Genomic DNA, 18,376 nt, shown 5'->3' on the forward strand with positions numbered 1-18,376 from the left:
AGCCGATAAATTATCGGCTTGTTATTAGTTTACTGTACGCTTTACCGCTGGCTTTAACAGTTCGTTTTTGTGTGTTGTAGTCTACGTGTACTATTCCAAAACGTTTTAAATATCCTTCAGCCCATTCAAAGTTATCCATTAGGCTCCACGCAAAGTAACCATCTACTTTAACGCCTTGCTCTGCTGCGTTATGCAGGGCATTTAAATGTTCGTGGTAATATTCAATACGGTCGATATCTTTTACTTCACCGTCTTTAAATTCGTCAGCCATGGCTGCACCGTTTTCGGTAATATAAATAGGTGGTAGGGTGTATTTTTCGTTTAACGATACAAGTAATTCTGTAAGCGCTTTAGGGTAAATTTCCCAGCCAATATCGGTCATTGGCGCTTTATGTGGCAGCTCATGGTAAAAGTCGGTTTCGCTTGCTTGATAATGCATGCGGGTATAAAAGTTAACCCCTAGGTAATCTAGCGGTTGAGCAATTATTTCCATATCGCCATCTAAAATATCAGGGCGGTGGGCTTTAGGTAATTGCTTAATAATATCAGGGTATTTACCTTGCATTACAGGCTGCATGTACCATTGGTTTATATAGTCATCAGCAAATGCAGTGGCTTTTAAATCATCTTCACTTTGGGTAACGGAGTAACAAGGCGTAAAGTTAAGTACAATACCGTTTAGCGTATTTGGGCTATTTTTAGCAAGTACTTGCATAGCTAAACCGTGACCTAGTAATAAGTGGTGCGCGGCTTTACGACCAAATTCACGACCTACAATGCCAGGCGCATGTACGCCAATTTCGTAACCTAAGTAAGAGCTACAAAACGGTTCGTTTAAGGTGGCGTAAGAGTGCACACGTCCCCCAAATGCTTTGGTAATTAAATCTGCGTAATGGGCAAATTCGTAAGCGGTGTTACGGTTTAGCCAGCCACCTTCGTCTTCAATGTGTTGTGGTAAATCCCAGTGGTATAGCGTTACAAAAGCTTTAATGTTACGGCGTTTTAATTCATCTAAAATGTCGGTATAAAACTTAACGCCTGTCGGGTTTAAGTGACCGCTTTTAGTCATTACGCGTGGCCACGAAATAGAAAGTCTGTAAGCGTCTACACCTAATGATTCAATTAAGTTTATATCGTCTTTCCAGCGAGTGTAGTGCTCGCAGGCTACATCGCCATTTGAATTATCGACTATTTTGCCTTCTTTACTGCAAAAGGTATCCCAAATACATGGCAAGCGATCAGCTGCGCCGCCTTCAATTTGAAATGAGGCCGTAGCTACACCATAAGTAAAATTTTTGGCTAAAAGTGGTGAGCCACTAGGTAAAGATAATTGTTTCATTAAGAGAAAACCTCTGCTTCTTTGTAGTAAATTTTGCTTTTATTTATAGTTTATAAATTGCATTGATGGAAGCGCTTCCATATTTAGGTTAGTGGCTATTGTTAAGCAGGTCAATAGTTAAATTTAAATAACAAATAGGCGTTTCACAAAAACACACTGACACAACACAGGGCTATAAAAATGAAAAAAATCTTAAACATTAACAGGTTACGCATGCTCCCTATCTTAATAGGAGGATTATGCGTTTTAAGTGCGTGTAATAAACAAGAGGTTACCGCTAATAATAGCCAAGGCGCCTTAGCCAAAAAGGCTGAGCATGAGCAAGGTGATTTATCACTTTGGCCAACGCTTAAAAGTAAGGTAGTGAAAACGCCTGAAATTGAAAATACGATTGCACAGTATTTAAAAACAATGACGCTTGAGCAAAAAGTAGCGCAGATGATCCAACCTGAAATTCGCGATATAACTGCTGCAGACATGCGCAAATATGGTTTTGGTTCGTATTTAAATGGCGGTGGCTCGTTCCCGAATGCTAATAAGCATGCAACGCCTGCAGATTGGATAACGCTTGCTGAAAGCATGTATCAGGCATCAGTTGATGACTCAATTGATGGCAGTAAAATTCCGACCATGTGGGGCACCGATGCAGTACATGGCCATAATAATGTGATTGGGGCGACGTTATTCCCTCACAATATTGGTTTAGGTGCTGCTAATAACCCCGCATTAATTGAGCGAATTGCAGCAGCTACTGCAATAGAAGTAATGGCAACAGGGATAGATTGGGTATTTGCACCGACTGTTGCGGTTGTGCGCGATGACCGATGGGGCAGAACGTACGAAGGCTACTCAGAAGACCCTGCAATTGTACGTGAGTATTCAGCCGCAATTGTAAACGGATTGCAAGGCAGAGCCGATGAGGACTTTTTAAGTGATAAACGCGTAATTAGTACCGTTAAGCACTTTTTAGGCGATGGCGGGACAGTAGATGGTGACGATCAAGGCGATAATATTGATAGCGAAGAGGTGTTATATAACATTCATGCGCAAGGTTATATAGGTGGCTTAACAGCAGGTAGTCAGTCGGTTATGGCATCGTTTAATAGCTGGAATGGTAAAAAAAATCACGGCAATAAATACTTACTTACCGATGTGTTAAAAACAAAAATGGGTTTTGATGGCTTTGTTGTAGGAGATTGGAACGGGCACGGACAAGTTGCCGGCTGTACAAATGAAAGCTGCCCGCAAGCTGTTAATGCCGGGCTTGATATTTTTATGGTACCAACGGGTGCTTGGAAACCACTTTATGAAAATACAATTAAACAAGTAAAAGCGGGCACAATAACAATGGCGAGAATAGATGACGCCGTGGCACGTATTTTACGCGTTAAATTACGTGCGGGTTTATTTGATAAACCAAGCCCCGCAAATCGAAAATATTCAGGTAAATTAGAACTAATAGGTGCGCCAGCACATCGCGATATTGCCCGCCAAGCCGTACAAGAGTCGTTAGTACTGCTTAAAAACAACAATCATTTATTACCGCTTAACCCATCAAGCAACATACTTATAGCAGGCGATGCGGCCGATAACATAGGCAAGCAATCGGGCGGTTGGAGTCTTACGTGGCAGGGAACTAATAATCAAAATGCAGATTTTCCCGGAGCAACGTCTATTTATGCGGGCTTGAAAGCGCAAATAGAGGCTGCTGGCGGTAACGCTATTTTAAGCCCAGCGGGTGAGTTTAATACCAAACCCGATGTAGCCATTGTTGTATTTGGTGAAGAACCATACGCAGAGGGGCATGGTGATAAAGACAACCTTGAGTTTGAACGTAACAATAAACGCTCTCTTAAAATATTAAAAACATTAAAGCAGCAAGGTATTGCGGTGGTATCGGTGTTTATATCGGGCAGACCAATGTGGGTTAACAGCGAGCTAAACGCGTCAGATGCATTTGTAGCAGCATGGCTTCCTGGCACTGAAGGGCAAGGCATTGCTGATGTTTTATTATCGGATGAAAATGGGCAAGTACAGTATGACTTTAAAGGTAAGTTGTCGTTCTCGTGGCCTAAATCGCCACTACAAACCGCAGTAAATAAGGGTGATGCTGATTACTCACCACTATTACCCTACGGCTTTGGCTTAACGTATAAAGACGAAAGTACGCTTGGCAATAATCTAAATGAAGACTCAGGTGTTGATATTAGTAACCTTGCGCCGCTATCTATATTTAATGGCAGCTTTAAAACACCGTGGCGTTTGTTTTTAAACTCAAACAGCGAGCAGCACCAAGTAGCAAGTAACAGTGTAAAGCTCGGCGGCATTACTTATCGCACTGAAGACAAAGCGATTCAAGAAGATGCGATGCAATTTAATTTTGATGGTACTGCAGCCAGCTACATTGAAATCAATAGTAACTTTACCGAAGACAAAGTGGCCTACATTGAAGCAAATTCAGCCCTTAGCTTTAGCTATAAAGTAAACCAAATACCTAGCTCACAGACATACCTTGCAATGAAATGCGAACAAGGTTGTGGTGGCGAGCTTGATATTACCAATGAGCTTAAAAATGCTGATTTAAATACATGGCAAACCATGAGTATAGATTTAACGTGTTTTGCTAAAAAGGGCGTTGATTTTGCCAGAGTAACCAGCCCTTTTATTATTAAAACAGCAGGAGAACTTAGCGTTTCAGTTGCAGATATTAGCTTTGAACCACAAAGCGCTAAAACAGCAAAAATAAAGTGTGAGTAGTAGAGTGTTGATAAGTTAAGTTTATTGTGTGTTGTCTCAAAGCCCTAAGGGCGTGTTGATCTTTGTGGATTGAAATTTGTTCAATCTAGGGGCAATTTAATCGCGGCGCGAGGTTTGTAACCTAGTGGGCTAAGTAAAAACCGAGCAACAAAGAGTAAATTGCCTCTAGGCAGAACCCTACGGGCAGCGCATGTTTGGCATTTATGCTACGTTATCGCCTATTTATGGGGAATAACCACACTACATAGGCTTTGCCTTGCCTAAAAACCAAATATGCTGCTGCAAATTCAACCACCAAAGAACAACACGCCCTAGTAAGGGCTTTTTTTATAAAAAATATTTATGCTTGGCAATACTGCTTTAAAAACTCATGGTGAGGCGGTAATTGGCTGACGCGTTGCTCTATTTGTTGCTTAATACCGTGTAAAAAACGGGTGAGTTCTTCGCCGCTCATCATGCTGGCTATTAAGTGATGTTGATTAGGCTCAATGCCTTGACCAAGCATAACTTGGACCCACGAGTCGACTCTAAAAATGTCGCCATCGTCTAAAAATACACGGCCGGTTTGTTTAAACAAATCAATTTTATGCTGAAGTGTTTTTGGCACTTCCATGGCGCTACAGTGTTGCCAAAACTCGCTGTCATCGCGATTAGTTACTTTGTAGTGCAGCACAATAAAGTCGCGAATATTTTCAATTTCGCTTTTAAGCTGTTTGTTGTATTCGTCAATTGCGTGATTGGTAATGCCATTAAACGGAAATAAACGCATAAAGCGAATAATACCCGACATAATTAAGTGAATGCTGGTGGACTCAAGTGGCTCTACAAAACCGCTGGCAAGGCCAAGTGCTAGGCAGTTTTTGTTCCAGCCTTTTAAGCGGCGCCCTGTTTTAAATTTAATAATACGGGGCTCTGTAAGCGGCTCGCCCTCAATGTTATTTAATAATAGCGCTTTGGCTTGTTCGTCATCCATATATTGGCTGCAATAAACTAATCCGTTGCCTACACGGTTTTGCAGCGGTATACGCCATTGCCAGCCGCTTTTATGGGCAATAGAGCGGGTAAGTGGCAATACGGTCTCGCTGGTTGATTTTGTTTGCACCGCAATGGCGCTGTTACACGGTAGTAAATGCGACCAGTCTTCGTAGCCAGTATGCAATGCTTGCTCTATTAATAAGCCTCTAAAGCCGGTGCAATCAATAAAAAAGTCGCCGTTAATGTGCTCGCCATTATTTAAAGTAAGTGATTCTATATGGCCCGTTTTAGGGTTTTTTATTACTTTTTGTATTTTACCTTCAATGCGCTTTACGCCTAATGGCTCTGAAAATTCACGTAAAAACTGCGCGTAACGTGTGGCATCCATATGGTAAGCATAGTTAATGGGGTTTTGCTGATTAAACGCAAATTTACCGCTTTTAGCAGCTTGCAGCTCGTAGCAGTAATCGCCAAATGGGTTGTTTATTCCAAGTGCTTTACCTTGCAACCAAAAGTGATGAAATTCACCCGCCCAACATTCTTTGCCCGTTGCGCCAAATGAGTGAATATAATGCGTGTTTTCATCGCCCCAGTTTTCAAAGCTAATACCTAATTTAAAACTGGCTTGAGTGGCTTTCATAAATGCTTGCTCATTTATACCCAGCAATTTATGAAATGTACGAATAGGCGGAATTGTTGCTTCGCCAACACCTACAGTGCCAATATCGTCAGATTCAACAAGGGTTATGTTTATATTGTTACCAACTAGTTTAGCAAGTGCCGCTGCGGCCATCCAACCTGCAGTGCCGCCTCCAGCAATTACTACGTTTTTAACAGCGTTTGTTTTAGTCATTATTTGGCTGCCCATTATTTGATAAAAGGTGATTTAAAAGCGCGCGATTACTTGGCAGTCCATTTAAACACTGCGCTATTTTTTCGCGATTTTGCTGATAATAGTAATCCCCAGCACGTGGGTCGTTAAATGTATTTTGTGCAGATGCTGTTTGTGTATTAAAGCCCATGCCATATAAAACGTATTGATAACTGCTTGATGAAAACACTTCTTCGTTTTCAATAAAATCAAAGCGGCTAGGGGGCTGAAATTGCCAAAGTTTAAGTAAGTTTTGCAGGCGCTCGGGTGCGGTATTTAAATTACTAATATCTTGCCAATAAGGAGTGTCGTCGCGCTCGCTTAACACATAATGAAGTTTTAAAAACTCAATAACGCGCTGCCAACGAGTGCTAAAACGGTCATTAAAACGCGTTTCAAGCTGGCTCATGTGGGTGCGGTTTTGCGGTAGTTGCTCGCTTATCATGCTAATTGAAAGCTCAACCATAGCAAGAGCTGACGCTTCAAGTGGCTCTAAAAAGCCAGCTGACATACCCACAGCAACACAGTTTTTAATCCAAAATTGTTGCCTGTAACCAGGGCTGAATTTTAATACGCGGTAGTTAAGTTGCTCAGCTTGTTGCTCACTGGTTCTTTTGGCTATGTAGCTTTTTAGTGTATTTGTTGCGCTTTCATCACTTTGATATTTACTACTAAATACATAACCTGTACCACGGCGCGTTGGCAGGGCTATATCCCAAATCCAACCGTTACTTTGCGCTGTAGATAACGTAGCAGAGGCAACTGGTTGATTGATGTGTGCATTAGGTATTTGCGCCGCAACAGCGCTGTTATTAAATAAAATATGATCTTGCGCTATAAACTCACTATTAAAATGCTCACCAATTAAACGAGCACGAGAGCCTGAGCAATCTATAAATAAATCACCTGTTATATCGCCATTATTATTTGTTTTTAATGAAGCAATATAGCCATGTTCGTCGTTAATAACCTCGGTTACATCGTCAATAATATGTGTAACGTTTAGGTTTTTAACGCAGTGATTTTTTAAAAGTTCAGCAAATTTACCCGCATCTAAATGATAGCCATAGTTGGTGACCGCTGCATATTCGGGTGTGTGTAATTGTTTTGGTGCAAGTGCTGCTTGGCATACAAAGCTTTGCATATTAACAACGTCGGCAAACTTTTGGTTAGGTGCAATGCGTTGCCAACTGGCGTGTAAATTAGTGTGCTCGTAGCCTTGTGGATTCATAAAAGGGTGGTAGTAGTTTTCTCCCTCGCTGAGGTTGCGCCAATTTATAAATTTAGAACCTTGCTTAAATGACGCGTCGCACTGGGTTATAAAATCACTTTCTTTAATGCCAATGCGCTGTAGCGTGTTACGCATTGACGGCCATGTGCCTTCGCCCACACCCAATATTGGCACATTTTCCGACTCCACTAACGTTACACTTAGGTGTGGGTGTTCGGCAGCTAATAAGCCTGCGCTTAGCCAGCCGGCAGTGCCACCACCTAAAACGACTATTTTTGTTATTGGTTTGGTCATGAGTTAACACCCTAAAGTTGATAACAATTAAACTAGCATTAATACTGTTTTAAATACAAAAAAGCCGCTAGTAAAAACTAACGGCTTTACTTTGTATTACCTTTAGAAGTTGTAACGCATACCAATATTGTAACGTGCACCTAGCTGTTGTAGGTTCCACAATTGTACTGACGTACGGCCATGTTCGCGGCTGTTTTGTTCAGTAATGTTAAGGCCTTCAACAAAAAACGATAGTTGTTCGCTGTAGTTGTACGCAACATTAAAGTCGATTTGATAATATTCTTCAGTAAAGCCAGGCTCGTTTACGTATCGAGCTGCGCTATTTAAAAACTTATCACGCCAGTTGTAAGCAATACGTGCTTGAAAATCATCGTTTTCGTACATTGCAATAAAGTTGGCTGTATCGCTTAAACCCACTAGTGCAAATTGTGTAGTAGTAGGGTCAGCGTTTACATCAAAGTCTATGTCGCCATTAACTGTGGTGTAGTTTGCTTGCACACCAAAACCGCTTTCACCAAAAAAGTGCTGAAAGGCAATTTCAAAACCATCAATAGTGGCATTTTTATTGTTGGTAGGTACTTGCGCTGTAAATTCTAGTAATGGGTCGTCGCTGTTAGCAATTACATCGTAAGCGGCTTCAAACTCTTCGTAGGTCATAGAGTCAAAATCAACGCCATTTTCTGTTGCGGCAACCATTTGAAATAAGTTTGAATCGGTTAGGGCAAGTCCGCGAGATTCTAGCTCAGCAATGGCAGCTTGAGCACGAGGACCCGCTGTTGCATCGCGTAATCCGTAGTAGTTTTGCGTCATGGGGGTTAAACCAATAAAGTTTTCGATGTCTTTAGTGTAATAACCTACCGACACATAACTTGTTTCTGCAAAGTACCACTCAGCCGATACATCAATATTATCTGATTCAAGCGGCACTAAACCAGGGTTACCTGTTGACGCTGTAGCTGGTGAAGAACCCGCTAAAAGAGTAGGGGCGCCCGGTACACCAACAGTCGCTGCTGAACTTAAGTTGTCGTAAGTTGGGCGAGCAATTGTTGTGCTATAAGAAAAACGCGCTTTTACGTTTTCGATTACTTCTATGTCAAAGTCAAAGCTTGGTAAAAAGTGATCGTAGCTAGATTTAAGCGTGAAATCTTCTTTAGCTGAGCCAAAACGAACGTTAAAGTCGTTATTACCTTCCCACGCTACTGCGTTAGGTAAGTCGATATTAGCCGTTGAGGTAATGTCGGTAGACTCTTGGCGCGCGCCAATTACAATGTTGTATGGCATATCGCCAATGTAACCGTTGTAAGTAAATTGCACAAACGCTGCGGTAATGTCTTCTTCAATGGTGCGGTTTGTTGCAAATGCGCCATCGGCTGCAAAGTTAAAGCCGTATTCATCACCTGCCCAGTAACCAATTTGCGATGCACTACCGGTATAACCTTGGTTGAACGAGCCTGATGTATCATAGTCGTCAAACTCAGCTAAAAAGTTTGTTGGGTTTAGGTAGCCATCAGGTAGTTCGCCTGGGTTTTCTATACCCCAGTTACCCATTGTATTACGTGTAAGTGATTGCAGTGAATGGCTTTCCATAGAGCGAGACTCTATACCAAAGTCAATTGCGCCGTTTTCAATTTCGTATTTACCATGGATTCTAAACTCTGTAATTTCAGACTCTTGGCGAGCAAAGTTAGAATCTAAAATAGACGTACCCACATCAGAGGCATCTAACGTGTTATTACAATTTAGGTTGTCTCGGCGGCAATCATCAAAATCGATACTCATTGATGGAAGCTCGCGGCTAAAATCAACTTCTTGTGCGTTAACTACGTTTGCGCCCAAGCCTGCGTTTACCCAGCTGCCGTAAGGAGCATCTGGTTTGCTAGTGGCTTTTGAATTGTGCGCATCAAACATAAAGCTTAATTCTGAGTTGAAATAGTACTCAACGTTTAAACCAATAGAGTCGTTTTGGTTAACTTGGTTTAGCTCTTGAAACGCTAAACCTAAATCGCGTGTTTGCTGATCGCGACGTTCTTCTCGGTAATAAATAGGAGTTTTTACCGTGTTGTCGTCAAATGTTAGCGCGCTTTTGTAGTTATCCATCCAAATTGATTGCTCAGCACGGGCTTCGAATAAATCTTGCTTAGAATATGTGTAATCAAGCGTGGCTGTTAAATCGTCAATAGGGCTGTATTGCAGCGTTAATTGCGCGTTTGTACGAGTACGTTCTCTGTCGGCAATGGTGTAGCGTAAATCTGATGGCATTGAATAAAGCTGGCCAACGGCGGGTGCATTAGTTAAAACAATATCGTCTGCTGCTTGTGGGATTATGCCGTCAAAAGCTGATGTATTCCATTGATTTACAAACGCACCTGTTGATGAGCTATCGCGTTGTTGCATGCTTGCAGTTAACGAGGCACCAAATTTAGCTTCACTGTCGGTCCAGCTAATTAAGCCCGAAAGCTCAGGTGTTATGTCATCACCAACGCGGTTTGTTGAGTCGTGTAATGCTTTTACGCCAATGCTTGAAACAAAGCCTGGGTTGTCGAGTGGGCGAGCGGTATTAATATTAATTGTTGCGCCAATACCACCTGATGCAATGCTTGCTTTACCCGTTTTATATACTTCAACCGATTTAACGCTATCAGACGCTAAGTTTGCAAAATCAAATGCACGAGAGCTGGGTGTACCACCGCCTGCAGGCAAAGATGCCGCCGGCATTGTACGCCCGTTTAGGGTTACCATATTGTAGTCGGGACCAAAACCACGAACCGTTACTTTAGAGCCTTCACCATTTGAGCGATCAATCGACACACCCGTAATACGCTGTAGCGACTCGGCTAAGTTGGTATCTGGGAATTTACCAATATCTTCAGCTGATATTGCATCTACAACACCGGCGGCGTCGCGTTTTAAACGAGTCGATTCTTTAATACTGCTTTTAAAACCAGTAACTTGGATTACTTCAACGTCTGTATTTGCTTCTTGTGCATATACAGGTAAAGAGATTGATGCGCCTAAAATCAGAGATAGGCTGGTCGCTATCTTTGTTTTTCTTACAATATGGTTGGACATTCGGTTTCCCTCGCACTTTTATCATTATTATTAACAGCTGTATGGGGCTGTTATTGTGTAATTATAAACATTGTCAAATGTATGGAAGCGCTTCCAGAAAGGTGCATTTAACTGAGTTTTGTGGAAGCGCTTCCAGAAATGCTAGTTTAAATTTTAAATAGGGTCAACTATTGTTTTAATAAAATGAGACTAAATTGTTTTTAAAATGTATGTTTTTTAGATTTGATTTTATTTAAATTATAAATTACAGGTGGTTATAAAAAACCGTTTTGAATAGTTGTGTAACAACATTTTATTATAAGAAAACCGATTATTGATTCATTTAGTTATTTAAACACTTTTATAAGGTGTTTAAATCAGCTTTTAATACAAGCTAAAATTAATAAATCGGCCGCTGGTCACTCAACTAAAAAATAGGTACGTTTGCTAACTTAGCGAAAATGCCGATGTAGTGATTATGTACAACGCTATTGATGCAAACGCATCAAGCGGCGGTTCTATCTCATTTTATGAATCGGTCATTAAAAAATCAGCAGTTGTTTAAAAAATCGTTAATTAAATCACTAAAAAGTAACGTAGTTTTTGCAGAAGATGGTTTAAAAATAAACTTATAAAGTATTGCGCATAAGAGTGTTGCGGGTCGCTAGTTTTATCGCTATTTTAAAGGCTCTCTCATAGATGGATTTTATTATGCGCATTAAATTTTTAGCGAGCTTTTATTCTTTCTTCTTATTTGCACTGTTTGGTTGTGACGACCAAAGTATGGCAATGCAAGATAGCCCTCAGCTAAATAGTAATGCAAGTAACTTACCCTCTGATCTCAAAGTAAACACATCTCCAGCAGCTCAAACAAACGAACCCGCTTTAGTGGTCGGTATGCTAGCAACACATTGTAAAAGTAATGAAGCAGCCTACATTAACGCAAAAATGCATAAAGTTGTGCGTAACCCAGATGAAAGTACAGCCTACAAGTTAGAGCCTACCGATAAAGTGCTTTCTATTTGTGTTGCAAAAGATGACTCATCGCTTAGTTATCGATTTGGTAGAGTTAATGACATAGGGCTTGAAAAAGAAGCAACACCGGATGCACCATTTGGTAGTTACTACAGGCAAGTAGGGCGTATTGGCGAGAGTATTTTATTTTTTAGTAACGGCGAATATCATTATTATATTATTAACTCAGGCGGTATGGGCAGCGGTGTAACCGTTAATGTTTATAAAAACGATACATTAATAACTGAGCTGTTTTCGGGTAATGATCCTTACGATGATTTTGTTATAGCAACCGATTTAAATTTCCCTAAAAAATTGGTTATCGAAAAACAGCCATTTAATAAGCAAATGCAGTAAATAATGACTCCACAGCAGCAAAACGTAATAGAGCAAGGGCATTGGTTTAAAAACCGTAGCGCTTATTTAAAAAGCTTTTTATTAACGCAGGGCAAAACGCTCTCGCTAAAAGCTCAGCAATCATTATTTTTGCGAGGTGATAAGCACGATGGAATTTATGCCGTACTTAGCGGCGTGGTGCGTATTAGTGGCGTAAGTAACGAAGGCAAAGAAGCCGTATTGAGCTTTATTGATTCATCACTTTGGTTTGGCGAAGTTACCTTGTTTGATGGTGGCCTGCGTACTCATGACGTATATGCACAAACTGATGTTGTGCTTTTTTACGTGCCCCAACGCGAGCTTGAACAGCTATTAAACGAACAGCCACAATATTGGCAAGAGTTTGGTTTATTGTTGGCACAAAAGTTACGCCTAATGTTTACCTCAATGGAAGATCACGCATTACTAAGCGCTGAGCAAAAAGTATGCAATCGACTTTTAATGCTCAGCGAGCATACAGAGCACTTAACACCACTTGTTTTATCTCAGCAGCAACTTGCTGATATGACCTACCTAACGCGCCAAACTATTAATCAAATACTGCAACAGCTTGTTAGCTTACAAGCTATTAGTTTGGGGTATCAACGCATAACTGTTTTAGATAAACAAAAGTTACAGGCCCGTGCTACACAAGCTTAAATAGAGGATGCTTTATTTAGTTGGAACCAAAATTGCTACAGATAATGTAACGCAACAATGGATTTGAGCTAATGACTACAATAACCTTTAAAAATCAATATAGTAACTATAACTCTCCTGCATTAAATAAAGCGGCAGGACTAAGCGAAGTTGCGGCAACTAATACCCTCCCTAACGAAAAAACAAATGATGTTAAAGGCATTACCTCAGCTCCTAAAGAACCAACGTTTTTAGAAAGTGCTCAAGAAGCGCTGGTTTATCAGCGCTTAGGTGTAAACAAAAACAAAATAGACGAACTAAAAGCGACAATAGAAGAGCTCATTAAAGAACAGCAAAGTGAAGGCGCAGACCCTAGCGTAATTGCTGATAAAATAGAGGAACTTCAAAAAATGCTTGAGCAAGAGTATCAAAAAGGGCGCGAGCGAACGGATATGAAAGGTGAGCATGAGCCGGGTAAAATAATTTCTGCATTTGTTTAATTTACAAAATGTCGGATACTTGACATTGTTGTTGTGTCTACTTTTGCTAAAGTAAGTTTTATATATAAAAATAAAGGCAAAACAATGAAAACACTTCAACAGCAACTTGGTAAATATGGTTTGTATCATCGTTCTAAGCGTAATGTACTAACGCACTTTATTGGTATTCCGCTCATTGTATTTGCAGCGTTGTGTTTACTAGCGCGCATTCAAATACCCCTTGGTAGTGTAGTAATTGATGGTGCACAACTTTTTGTATTAGCGTCGGTTGTTTATTATTTTATGCTGAGCTTTTCGCTTGGCTTCATTATGGCCGTGATATTCACTTTACTCCTTGTTGGTGCTCAGCCTATTGCGGCAATGGCGTTTTGGCCTTGGTTGAGTATTGGCGTAGGTGTGTTTGTATTTGGCTGGGTATTACAGTTTATTGGGCACTATTACGAAGGTAAAAAACCGGCGTTTGTAGATGACCTAATTGGTTTAATTATTGGCCCTTTGTACGTAACTGTTGAACTACTATTTTTAATGGGTTTTTACAAAACATTAGAAGATGAAGTAAACGCAATAGCAGGTCCTACAAAGGCGTAAAATACTTTACTAAGTACCTTTATAAAACCTAATAAATAACAATAAAAGGGCAGATAACGCATGCAATATAATAATAAAACCGTGTGGATCACCGGGGCATCGTCAGGTATTGGTAAAGAGCTTGCTATACAATTTGCCGAGCTTGGAGCGCGCGTTATTTTATCGGCGCGCAATGTAGATAAACTAAACGATTTAAAAGCAACGCTTAAAGGCGAAGGGCACTTAGTTGTGCCGCTGGACTTAGCCCAGCCAGAGCATGTACTGAGTACAGTAACAGCAAAAATGAGCGAGCTTCCTGCAATAGATATTTTAATTAATAACGGCGGCGTATCGCAGCGCAGTTTATTTTTAGAAAACGACTTTAACGTGTACCGCCAATTAATGGAGGTTAATTACTTTGGCTTAATTGCACTTACTAAAGCTGTGTTGCCTACTATGGTGGCAAAGCGCAGTGGCTCAATTGTGTCTATTAGTAGTGTGGCGGGTAAAGTAGGTTCAAAATTTAGAACAGGTTATTCGGGTTCAAAATATGCGGTGGTTGGTTTTATGGATTGCCTACGTGCAGAAGTAGCACAACATAATATTCATTGTTTAACAATTTGCCCTGGCTCTATTAAAACAGCAATTGCGCATAACTCACTAAACGAGCAAGGCATAGCGCAAAATAAACCAGAAGAGTCGATAGAAAATGGCATGGATGTAAGCGTAGCGGCTTCAAAAATGATTCGTGCCATTAGCGATAAAAAAGACGAAGTGATTATTGGCAAAGGTTTAAGTGGTTGGGCGCCTACAATTAAGCGCTTTTTCCCTACTTTGTTTAATCGCATTACCGCAAAAACAAACTATAGGTAGCGTCGTTTATTTCAAAGGCGTAAAATGCCGGAAATTTGATCAATTTAGAAAAGGATTCTAAATGAAGTATTTATGGCTGAGCCTGTTTTTTATTGTATTAATTTGGTCTGGTATTAACCCAAAAGATCAATTTACATGGCTGCTTGAAGTTATCCCCGCAATTATTGGTTTAGTGCTGCTAGCAAGTACCTATAGCCACTTTAAACTTACTCCTATTTTATATACATTTATTTTAGCGCATTGCATTGTGTTGATGATTGGCGGGCATTACACCTACGCCGAAGTCCCTTTTTTCGATAATCTATTTGGTAGCGAGCGTAATAACTACGACAAAGTAGGGCACTTTTTTCAAGGCTTTGTACCTGCACTACTAGCACGCGAAATTTTACTGCGCAAAAAAGTAGTAAATGGTCGAGGCTGGTTAATCACCTTTGTTATTTCGGTATGTTTAGCATTTAGCGCGTTTTACGAATTAATAGAGTGGTGGGTTGCAGTGTTAAGCGGCGAAAACGCAGAAGCATTTTTAGGCACGCAAGGTTACGTGTGGGATACCCAATCAGATATGGGACTGGCGTTATTTGGGGCTATTTGCTCGCTATTAGTACTTTCAAAAGTACACGACAAACAGCTAAAAAACGTTAAATATTATTTATAGGCTATAGGAACGTTCTATAGAAATGTTTATAAAAACGTTGGTAAAAAAGACTATTAACTTATGAGCGCAAACATTAGTAACTACTCAATAAGCACAGACAAAAGCAAACTTAACTTTAACGTTATTTATAACTTTATTGCTAATAGCTATTGGGCCAAAGGCATTCCTAAAAGCGTGATGCAATCAGCTATTGATAACTCAATGTGCTTTGGTGTTTACAGCGCTCATAACGAACAAGTTGGCTTTGCTAGGGTAGTGACCGATAAAGCAACCTTTGCCTATTTAGCCGATGTATTTATTACCCCAGATTTGCAAGGTAATGGTCTGAGTAAGTTACTTATTAAAACGATAGTAGAGCACCCTGAGCTACAAGGGCTCAGGCGCTTTTTATTAGCGACTTCTGATGCGCATGGCCTTTATGCGCAATACGGGTTTAAACCAATAGATAACCCCGCACTACTAATGCAAATAAGTCCTGAGGATGTGTATGGTAAAAATAATCGTGAGGTATAATAAACGGGGGGGAAGAACAAATTCCGTCTAATGTTCTTGTTAGGTATTACTTACGCCAAACCTCATTTTTACTAACTTAACGGTCTCATATAGCAGAACAAGTGACATTGTATAAACTGGCAAGATAGCAACTTGCATTAAACTAGATCCACAATCTCCATTACCATAACGCAACATTTCTAATCCAGAAGGAATACATGCAATCACCAGTATTGTTATGGGAAGATATAACCGCTTAACTTTTTGCAAATACCTAGTTAACGTTGCAAGAATACCAATGATTAGAGAAATAGAAAGTAAGTTAATTGAGTCATTCCAATTTTGCTCATAACCAACACCATTAAAACACGCATACGATTGTGATGAAAAAATTAAAACTAGTAGCGTGATTCCAAACTTCATGTAATACCTAATGAAACTGTAGAATAACTCCAACAGCCAAATTGAATAAAAAACCAGTTCCTGTAATTAACTCTAAGCGTTTTAAAGCATTAGGTAATGCACTTGGAACCCATAAAAGAGGCTGCTTTTCTTAAAAAAGAGTAATTCTACAGCCTCAACGCCGCAAATAAACGGCAAAAAATAGTTAGCTAAAATTTGTGAGGAACGAACAAAGCCAACTGTTTTTTGTCCGCACTTTTAATTTGTTTTGTTAGAAAGCCTGCATCCCATACTCAAGGCTTTTATTTCTGAGTTGAAAAGATACAACACGACTGTGTTCGTCGTAACTTACGATTTGATTCATAGTCTTACTTTTAAAATAGTCACCAATCTCACTAGCTGAAATATCTCTAGAAAATAAGACAGTGTGACTAACTAAGCTTTCCTTACATACTGGTATATAAGAGTTACTCCTGCACCTATCATCTAAAGTTGGCATTAAGACAGAAACCGAGTAAAAATTATTAGCTTGTTTGTCAGCATCTAAATAGACTCTTGTGCTTACAGTAGCAACCATACAACCAGAACCAATATAGTATTTATGAGAACGGCCGGAAATAGAACTATGTCCAATCCTAAGGCTTTCTCCACTATCTGTCGAAATTGGAAAAGACTGGTAATACTCGTGAGCACATTGTTCCCGTTTAGAGTTAGATATTTCTGATGAAGGTAAATACCCCCAATCCCAAACAATGTCAGGCTCTTTCTTTCCACAACCAAATAAAAACAACAAAGTTAAAAGGTAACTCAAATTCTTCATAGGCTTTCTAACAGCTTTATCGAGGACACTTCCCTCTTTTTATGAGCAAAGTATGTCCTCTTAATTATTTTTAATATTAATAACAAATCCTGTAACACATTGCGAGTATTAAACTTTGAGTCGGGCTGTTCTTTTAATAATATGCAGAAAAGAGGAAAACGTCCTCATTTTTAGACTTAGGGGGAAACGCCAGCGCGGTACATAAATGCAGCAATTAAATATTTAAAATGAAAACCAAACCCGATTGTAAATCATTTAACAGCCACTAAAAAACGGTGGCGATAATGCAAGTAACCGCTTTAAGCACACTTGTTTGTGTAAGCATATTATAAAAGGTGGTTTACGGATGGTGGAAGCTGTAAAGCGAGGTCATGAATTATTTACTAAACGCGTCTTCCTACTTTAAAGACAGGGCAGACACGATGTTTATACCAATCGACTTAAATATTTAGCCTTTCTAGCGTGCTAAATAAAGCGTTAACGGCGTTATAAATTTCTCATGTAGAACAACTACATGTCGAAATTTATGCCTTGTTATCGCTTTATTTATCCGTCGCTATAAATGTCTAATAACTTAACACGATTGGTATTATTTGGCTTTTTTAGCCTCTAAAGTTTCTATTTCACTCCAGATTTTTTCGGCTTCTGCACTTAACATGGCGAAGCTTTTAATGTCGCCTTTTCTTTGTGCCTGCATGCCTTGCTCTAGCTTTACGTCGTATTCTTTACGCAGTTTTTTTATTGGGTCAGGATTTAAAAATGAAAACATTAGTATTCTCTTAATTTATTAAATTATATGTAATTAGTGTACGCATTAATGGGCTTAATAGTTCTTTGTTTGGTGAAAATGTTTACTTTGCGCTTTAAAAGCGCAAAGTAAACACGGTGTAATTATTAACGTACTGTGTGCTAGTTCTAGTGTTTACGTTTCTGGCTCTAGGCGTTTAATACCTTGCCCATCAATACCTAAATAAATAAAACCATCACTGCCTTGGGCTAAGCTGCGTACTCTGCCTATTCCATCGAGTATTTTATATTGCTTAACAACCTTACCTTTTGAGAGCTCCAGTGCGCTAATGAATGCAAATTTCATTGATGCTAATAATAGCTTACCTTTAAGCTTTGGGTATTTATCACTCGTTACATACAACATATCGGAAGGGGCAATTGAAGGGGTCCAATGTAATACGGGCGATTGCATGCCGTCTTTTTCTTTAAGGTCTGTAAACTTGGTACCGCTGTAGTTAACGCCATAACTTACTAAAGGCCATCCGTAGTTAGCGCCTTTTTTTATAATATTAAGTTCATCGCCGCCGCGTGGTCCGTGCTCGTGAGACCATAAAATATTGTTTTGATTATCAAACCACATGCCTTGTGGATTACGGTGCCCATAAGACCATGCCGCATGTTTTGCATCTTTTTGTTTAACAAACGGATTGTCGCTTGGGATACTACCATCTTCGTGTAAGCGATAAATTTTACCGCCGTCCCGCGTGAGATCTTGCGGGTTTATGTCGCGCGAGC

At 39.9% G+C, this 18,376-nt stretch carries 16 protein-coding genes; 8 read left to right on the forward strand and 8 right to left on the reverse strand.

What is annotated here, in order from left to right:
* Window positions 1-10 precede the first annotated feature (10 nt).
* Entirely contained in the window at window positions 11-1,339 is a 1,329-nt protein-coding gene (locus tag L659_RS0113485) for a GH1 family beta-glucosidase (RefSeq protein ID WP_024590882.1), read from the reverse strand.
* Window positions 1,340-1,519: 180 nt separating this feature from the next.
* Between L659_RS0113485 and L659_RS0113490 the strand changes: the two genes are divergently transcribed.
* A complete protein-coding gene (locus L659_RS0113490; RefSeq protein ID WP_024590883.1) occupies window positions 1,520-4,096 on the forward strand; it encodes a glycoside hydrolase family 3 protein in 2,577 nt (858 codons plus the stop codon).
* A gap of 340 nt (window positions 4,097-4,436) precedes the next feature.
* Here the strand turns inward: L659_RS0113490 and L659_RS0113495 are convergent, their stop codons facing one another.
* The 3 genes from L659_RS0113495 to L659_RS0113505 all read right to left on the reverse strand — a co-directional run bounded on the left by L659_RS0113495 (window position 4,437) and on the right by L659_RS0113505 (window position 10,536).
* Window positions 4,437-5,924 carry a tryptophan halogenase family protein gene (locus L659_RS0113495; RefSeq protein WP_024590884.1) on the reverse strand — a complete coding sequence of 496 codons (1,488 nt, stop codon included), beginning with the start codon at window positions 5,922-5,924 and terminating at the stop codon, window positions 4,437-4,439.
* Window positions 5,917-7,467: a tryptophan halogenase family protein gene (locus L659_RS0113500; protein ID WP_024590885.1), complete on the reverse strand. Its 1,551-nt coding sequence runs from the start codon at window positions 7,465-7,467 to the stop codon at window positions 5,917-5,919. Before L659_RS0113500 ends, L659_RS0113495 begins: the two co-directional genes overlap by 8 nt.
* Window positions 7,468-7,569: 102 nt before the next feature.
* Window positions 7,570-10,536, reverse strand: coding sequence for a TonB-dependent receptor (locus tag L659_RS0113505; protein ID WP_024590886.1), 2,967 nt, complete (start codon window positions 10,534-10,536; stop codon window positions 7,570-7,572).
* Between the two features lie 678 nt (window positions 10,537-11,214).
* Between L659_RS0113505 and L659_RS0113515 the strand changes: the two genes are divergently transcribed.
* The 7 genes from L659_RS0113515 (at window position 11,215) to L659_RS0113545 (ending at window position 15,651) form a co-directional block, all read left to right on the forward strand.
* Window positions 11,215-11,886, forward strand: coding sequence for a hypothetical protein (locus L659_RS0113515; protein ID WP_024590887.1), 672 nt, complete (start codon window positions 11,215-11,217; stop codon window positions 11,884-11,886).
* Window positions 11,887-11,889: 3 nt separating this feature from the next.
* Entirely contained in the window at window positions 11,890-12,564 is a 675-nt protein-coding gene (locus tag L659_RS0113520) for a Crp/Fnr family transcriptional regulator (RefSeq protein WP_010553509.1), read from the forward strand.
* 71 nt (window positions 12,565-12,635) lie between these two features.
* Window positions 12,636-13,043: a hypothetical protein gene (locus L659_RS0113525; RefSeq protein ID WP_024590888.1), complete on the forward strand. Its 408-nt coding sequence runs from the start codon at window positions 12,636-12,638 to the stop codon at window positions 13,041-13,043.
* An 84-nt stretch (window positions 13,044-13,127) separates the two neighbouring features.
* Window positions 13,128-13,631: an Mpo1 family 2-hydroxy fatty acid dioxygenase gene (locus tag L659_RS0113530; protein ID WP_010553511.1), complete on the forward strand. Its 504-nt coding sequence runs from the start codon at window positions 13,128-13,130 to the stop codon at window positions 13,629-13,631.
* Between the two features lie 60 nt (window positions 13,632-13,691).
* A complete protein-coding gene (locus L659_RS0113535) occupies window positions 13,692-14,483 on the forward strand; it encodes an SDR family oxidoreductase (protein WP_024590889.1) in 792 nt (263 codons plus the stop codon).
* Between the two features lie 61 nt (window positions 14,484-14,544).
* The gene (locus L659_RS0113540; RefSeq protein ID WP_024590890.1) at window positions 14,545-15,138 is read left to right on the forward strand and encodes a DUF2238 domain-containing protein; all 594 of its coding nucleotides are present in this window, start codon (window positions 14,545-14,547) and stop codon (window positions 15,136-15,138) included.
* Between the two features lie 60 nt (window positions 15,139-15,198).
* Window positions 15,199-15,651, forward strand: a complete 453-nt coding sequence (locus L659_RS0113545) for a GNAT family N-acetyltransferase (RefSeq protein WP_024590891.1) — start codon at window positions 15,199-15,201, stop codon at window positions 15,649-15,651.
* 39 nt (window positions 15,652-15,690) lie between these two features.
* Here the strand turns inward: L659_RS0113545 and L659_RS0113550 are convergent, their stop codons facing one another.
* The 4 genes from L659_RS0113550 to L659_RS1000000124120 form a co-directional block, all read right to left on the reverse strand.
* Entirely contained in the window at window positions 15,691-16,053 is a 363-nt protein-coding gene (locus tag L659_RS0113550) for a hypothetical protein (protein ID WP_024590892.1), read from the reverse strand.
* 250 nt (window positions 16,054-16,303) lie between these two features.
* Window positions 16,304-16,852, reverse strand: a complete 549-nt coding sequence (locus L659_RS0113555) for a hypothetical protein (protein WP_024590893.1) — start codon at window positions 16,850-16,852, stop codon at window positions 16,304-16,306.
* A gap of 589 nt (window positions 16,853-17,441) precedes the next feature.
* Complete coding sequence (locus tag L659_RS0113560) at window positions 17,442-17,621, reverse strand: DUF6435 family protein (protein ID WP_024590894.1); 180 nt, start codon at window positions 17,619-17,621, stop codon at window positions 17,442-17,444.
* Window positions 17,622-17,774: 153 nt separating this feature from the next.
* A partial coding sequence (locus L659_RS1000000124120; protein ID WP_442960113.1) for a PQQ-dependent sugar dehydrogenase occupies window positions 17,775-18,376 on the reverse strand: 602 nt, incomplete at its 5' end.

The organism is Pseudoalteromonas sp. S8-8, from assembly GCF_000497875.1.
Lineage (GTDB): Bacteria > Pseudomonadota > Gammaproteobacteria > Enterobacterales > Alteromonadaceae > Pseudoalteromonas > Pseudoalteromonas arctica.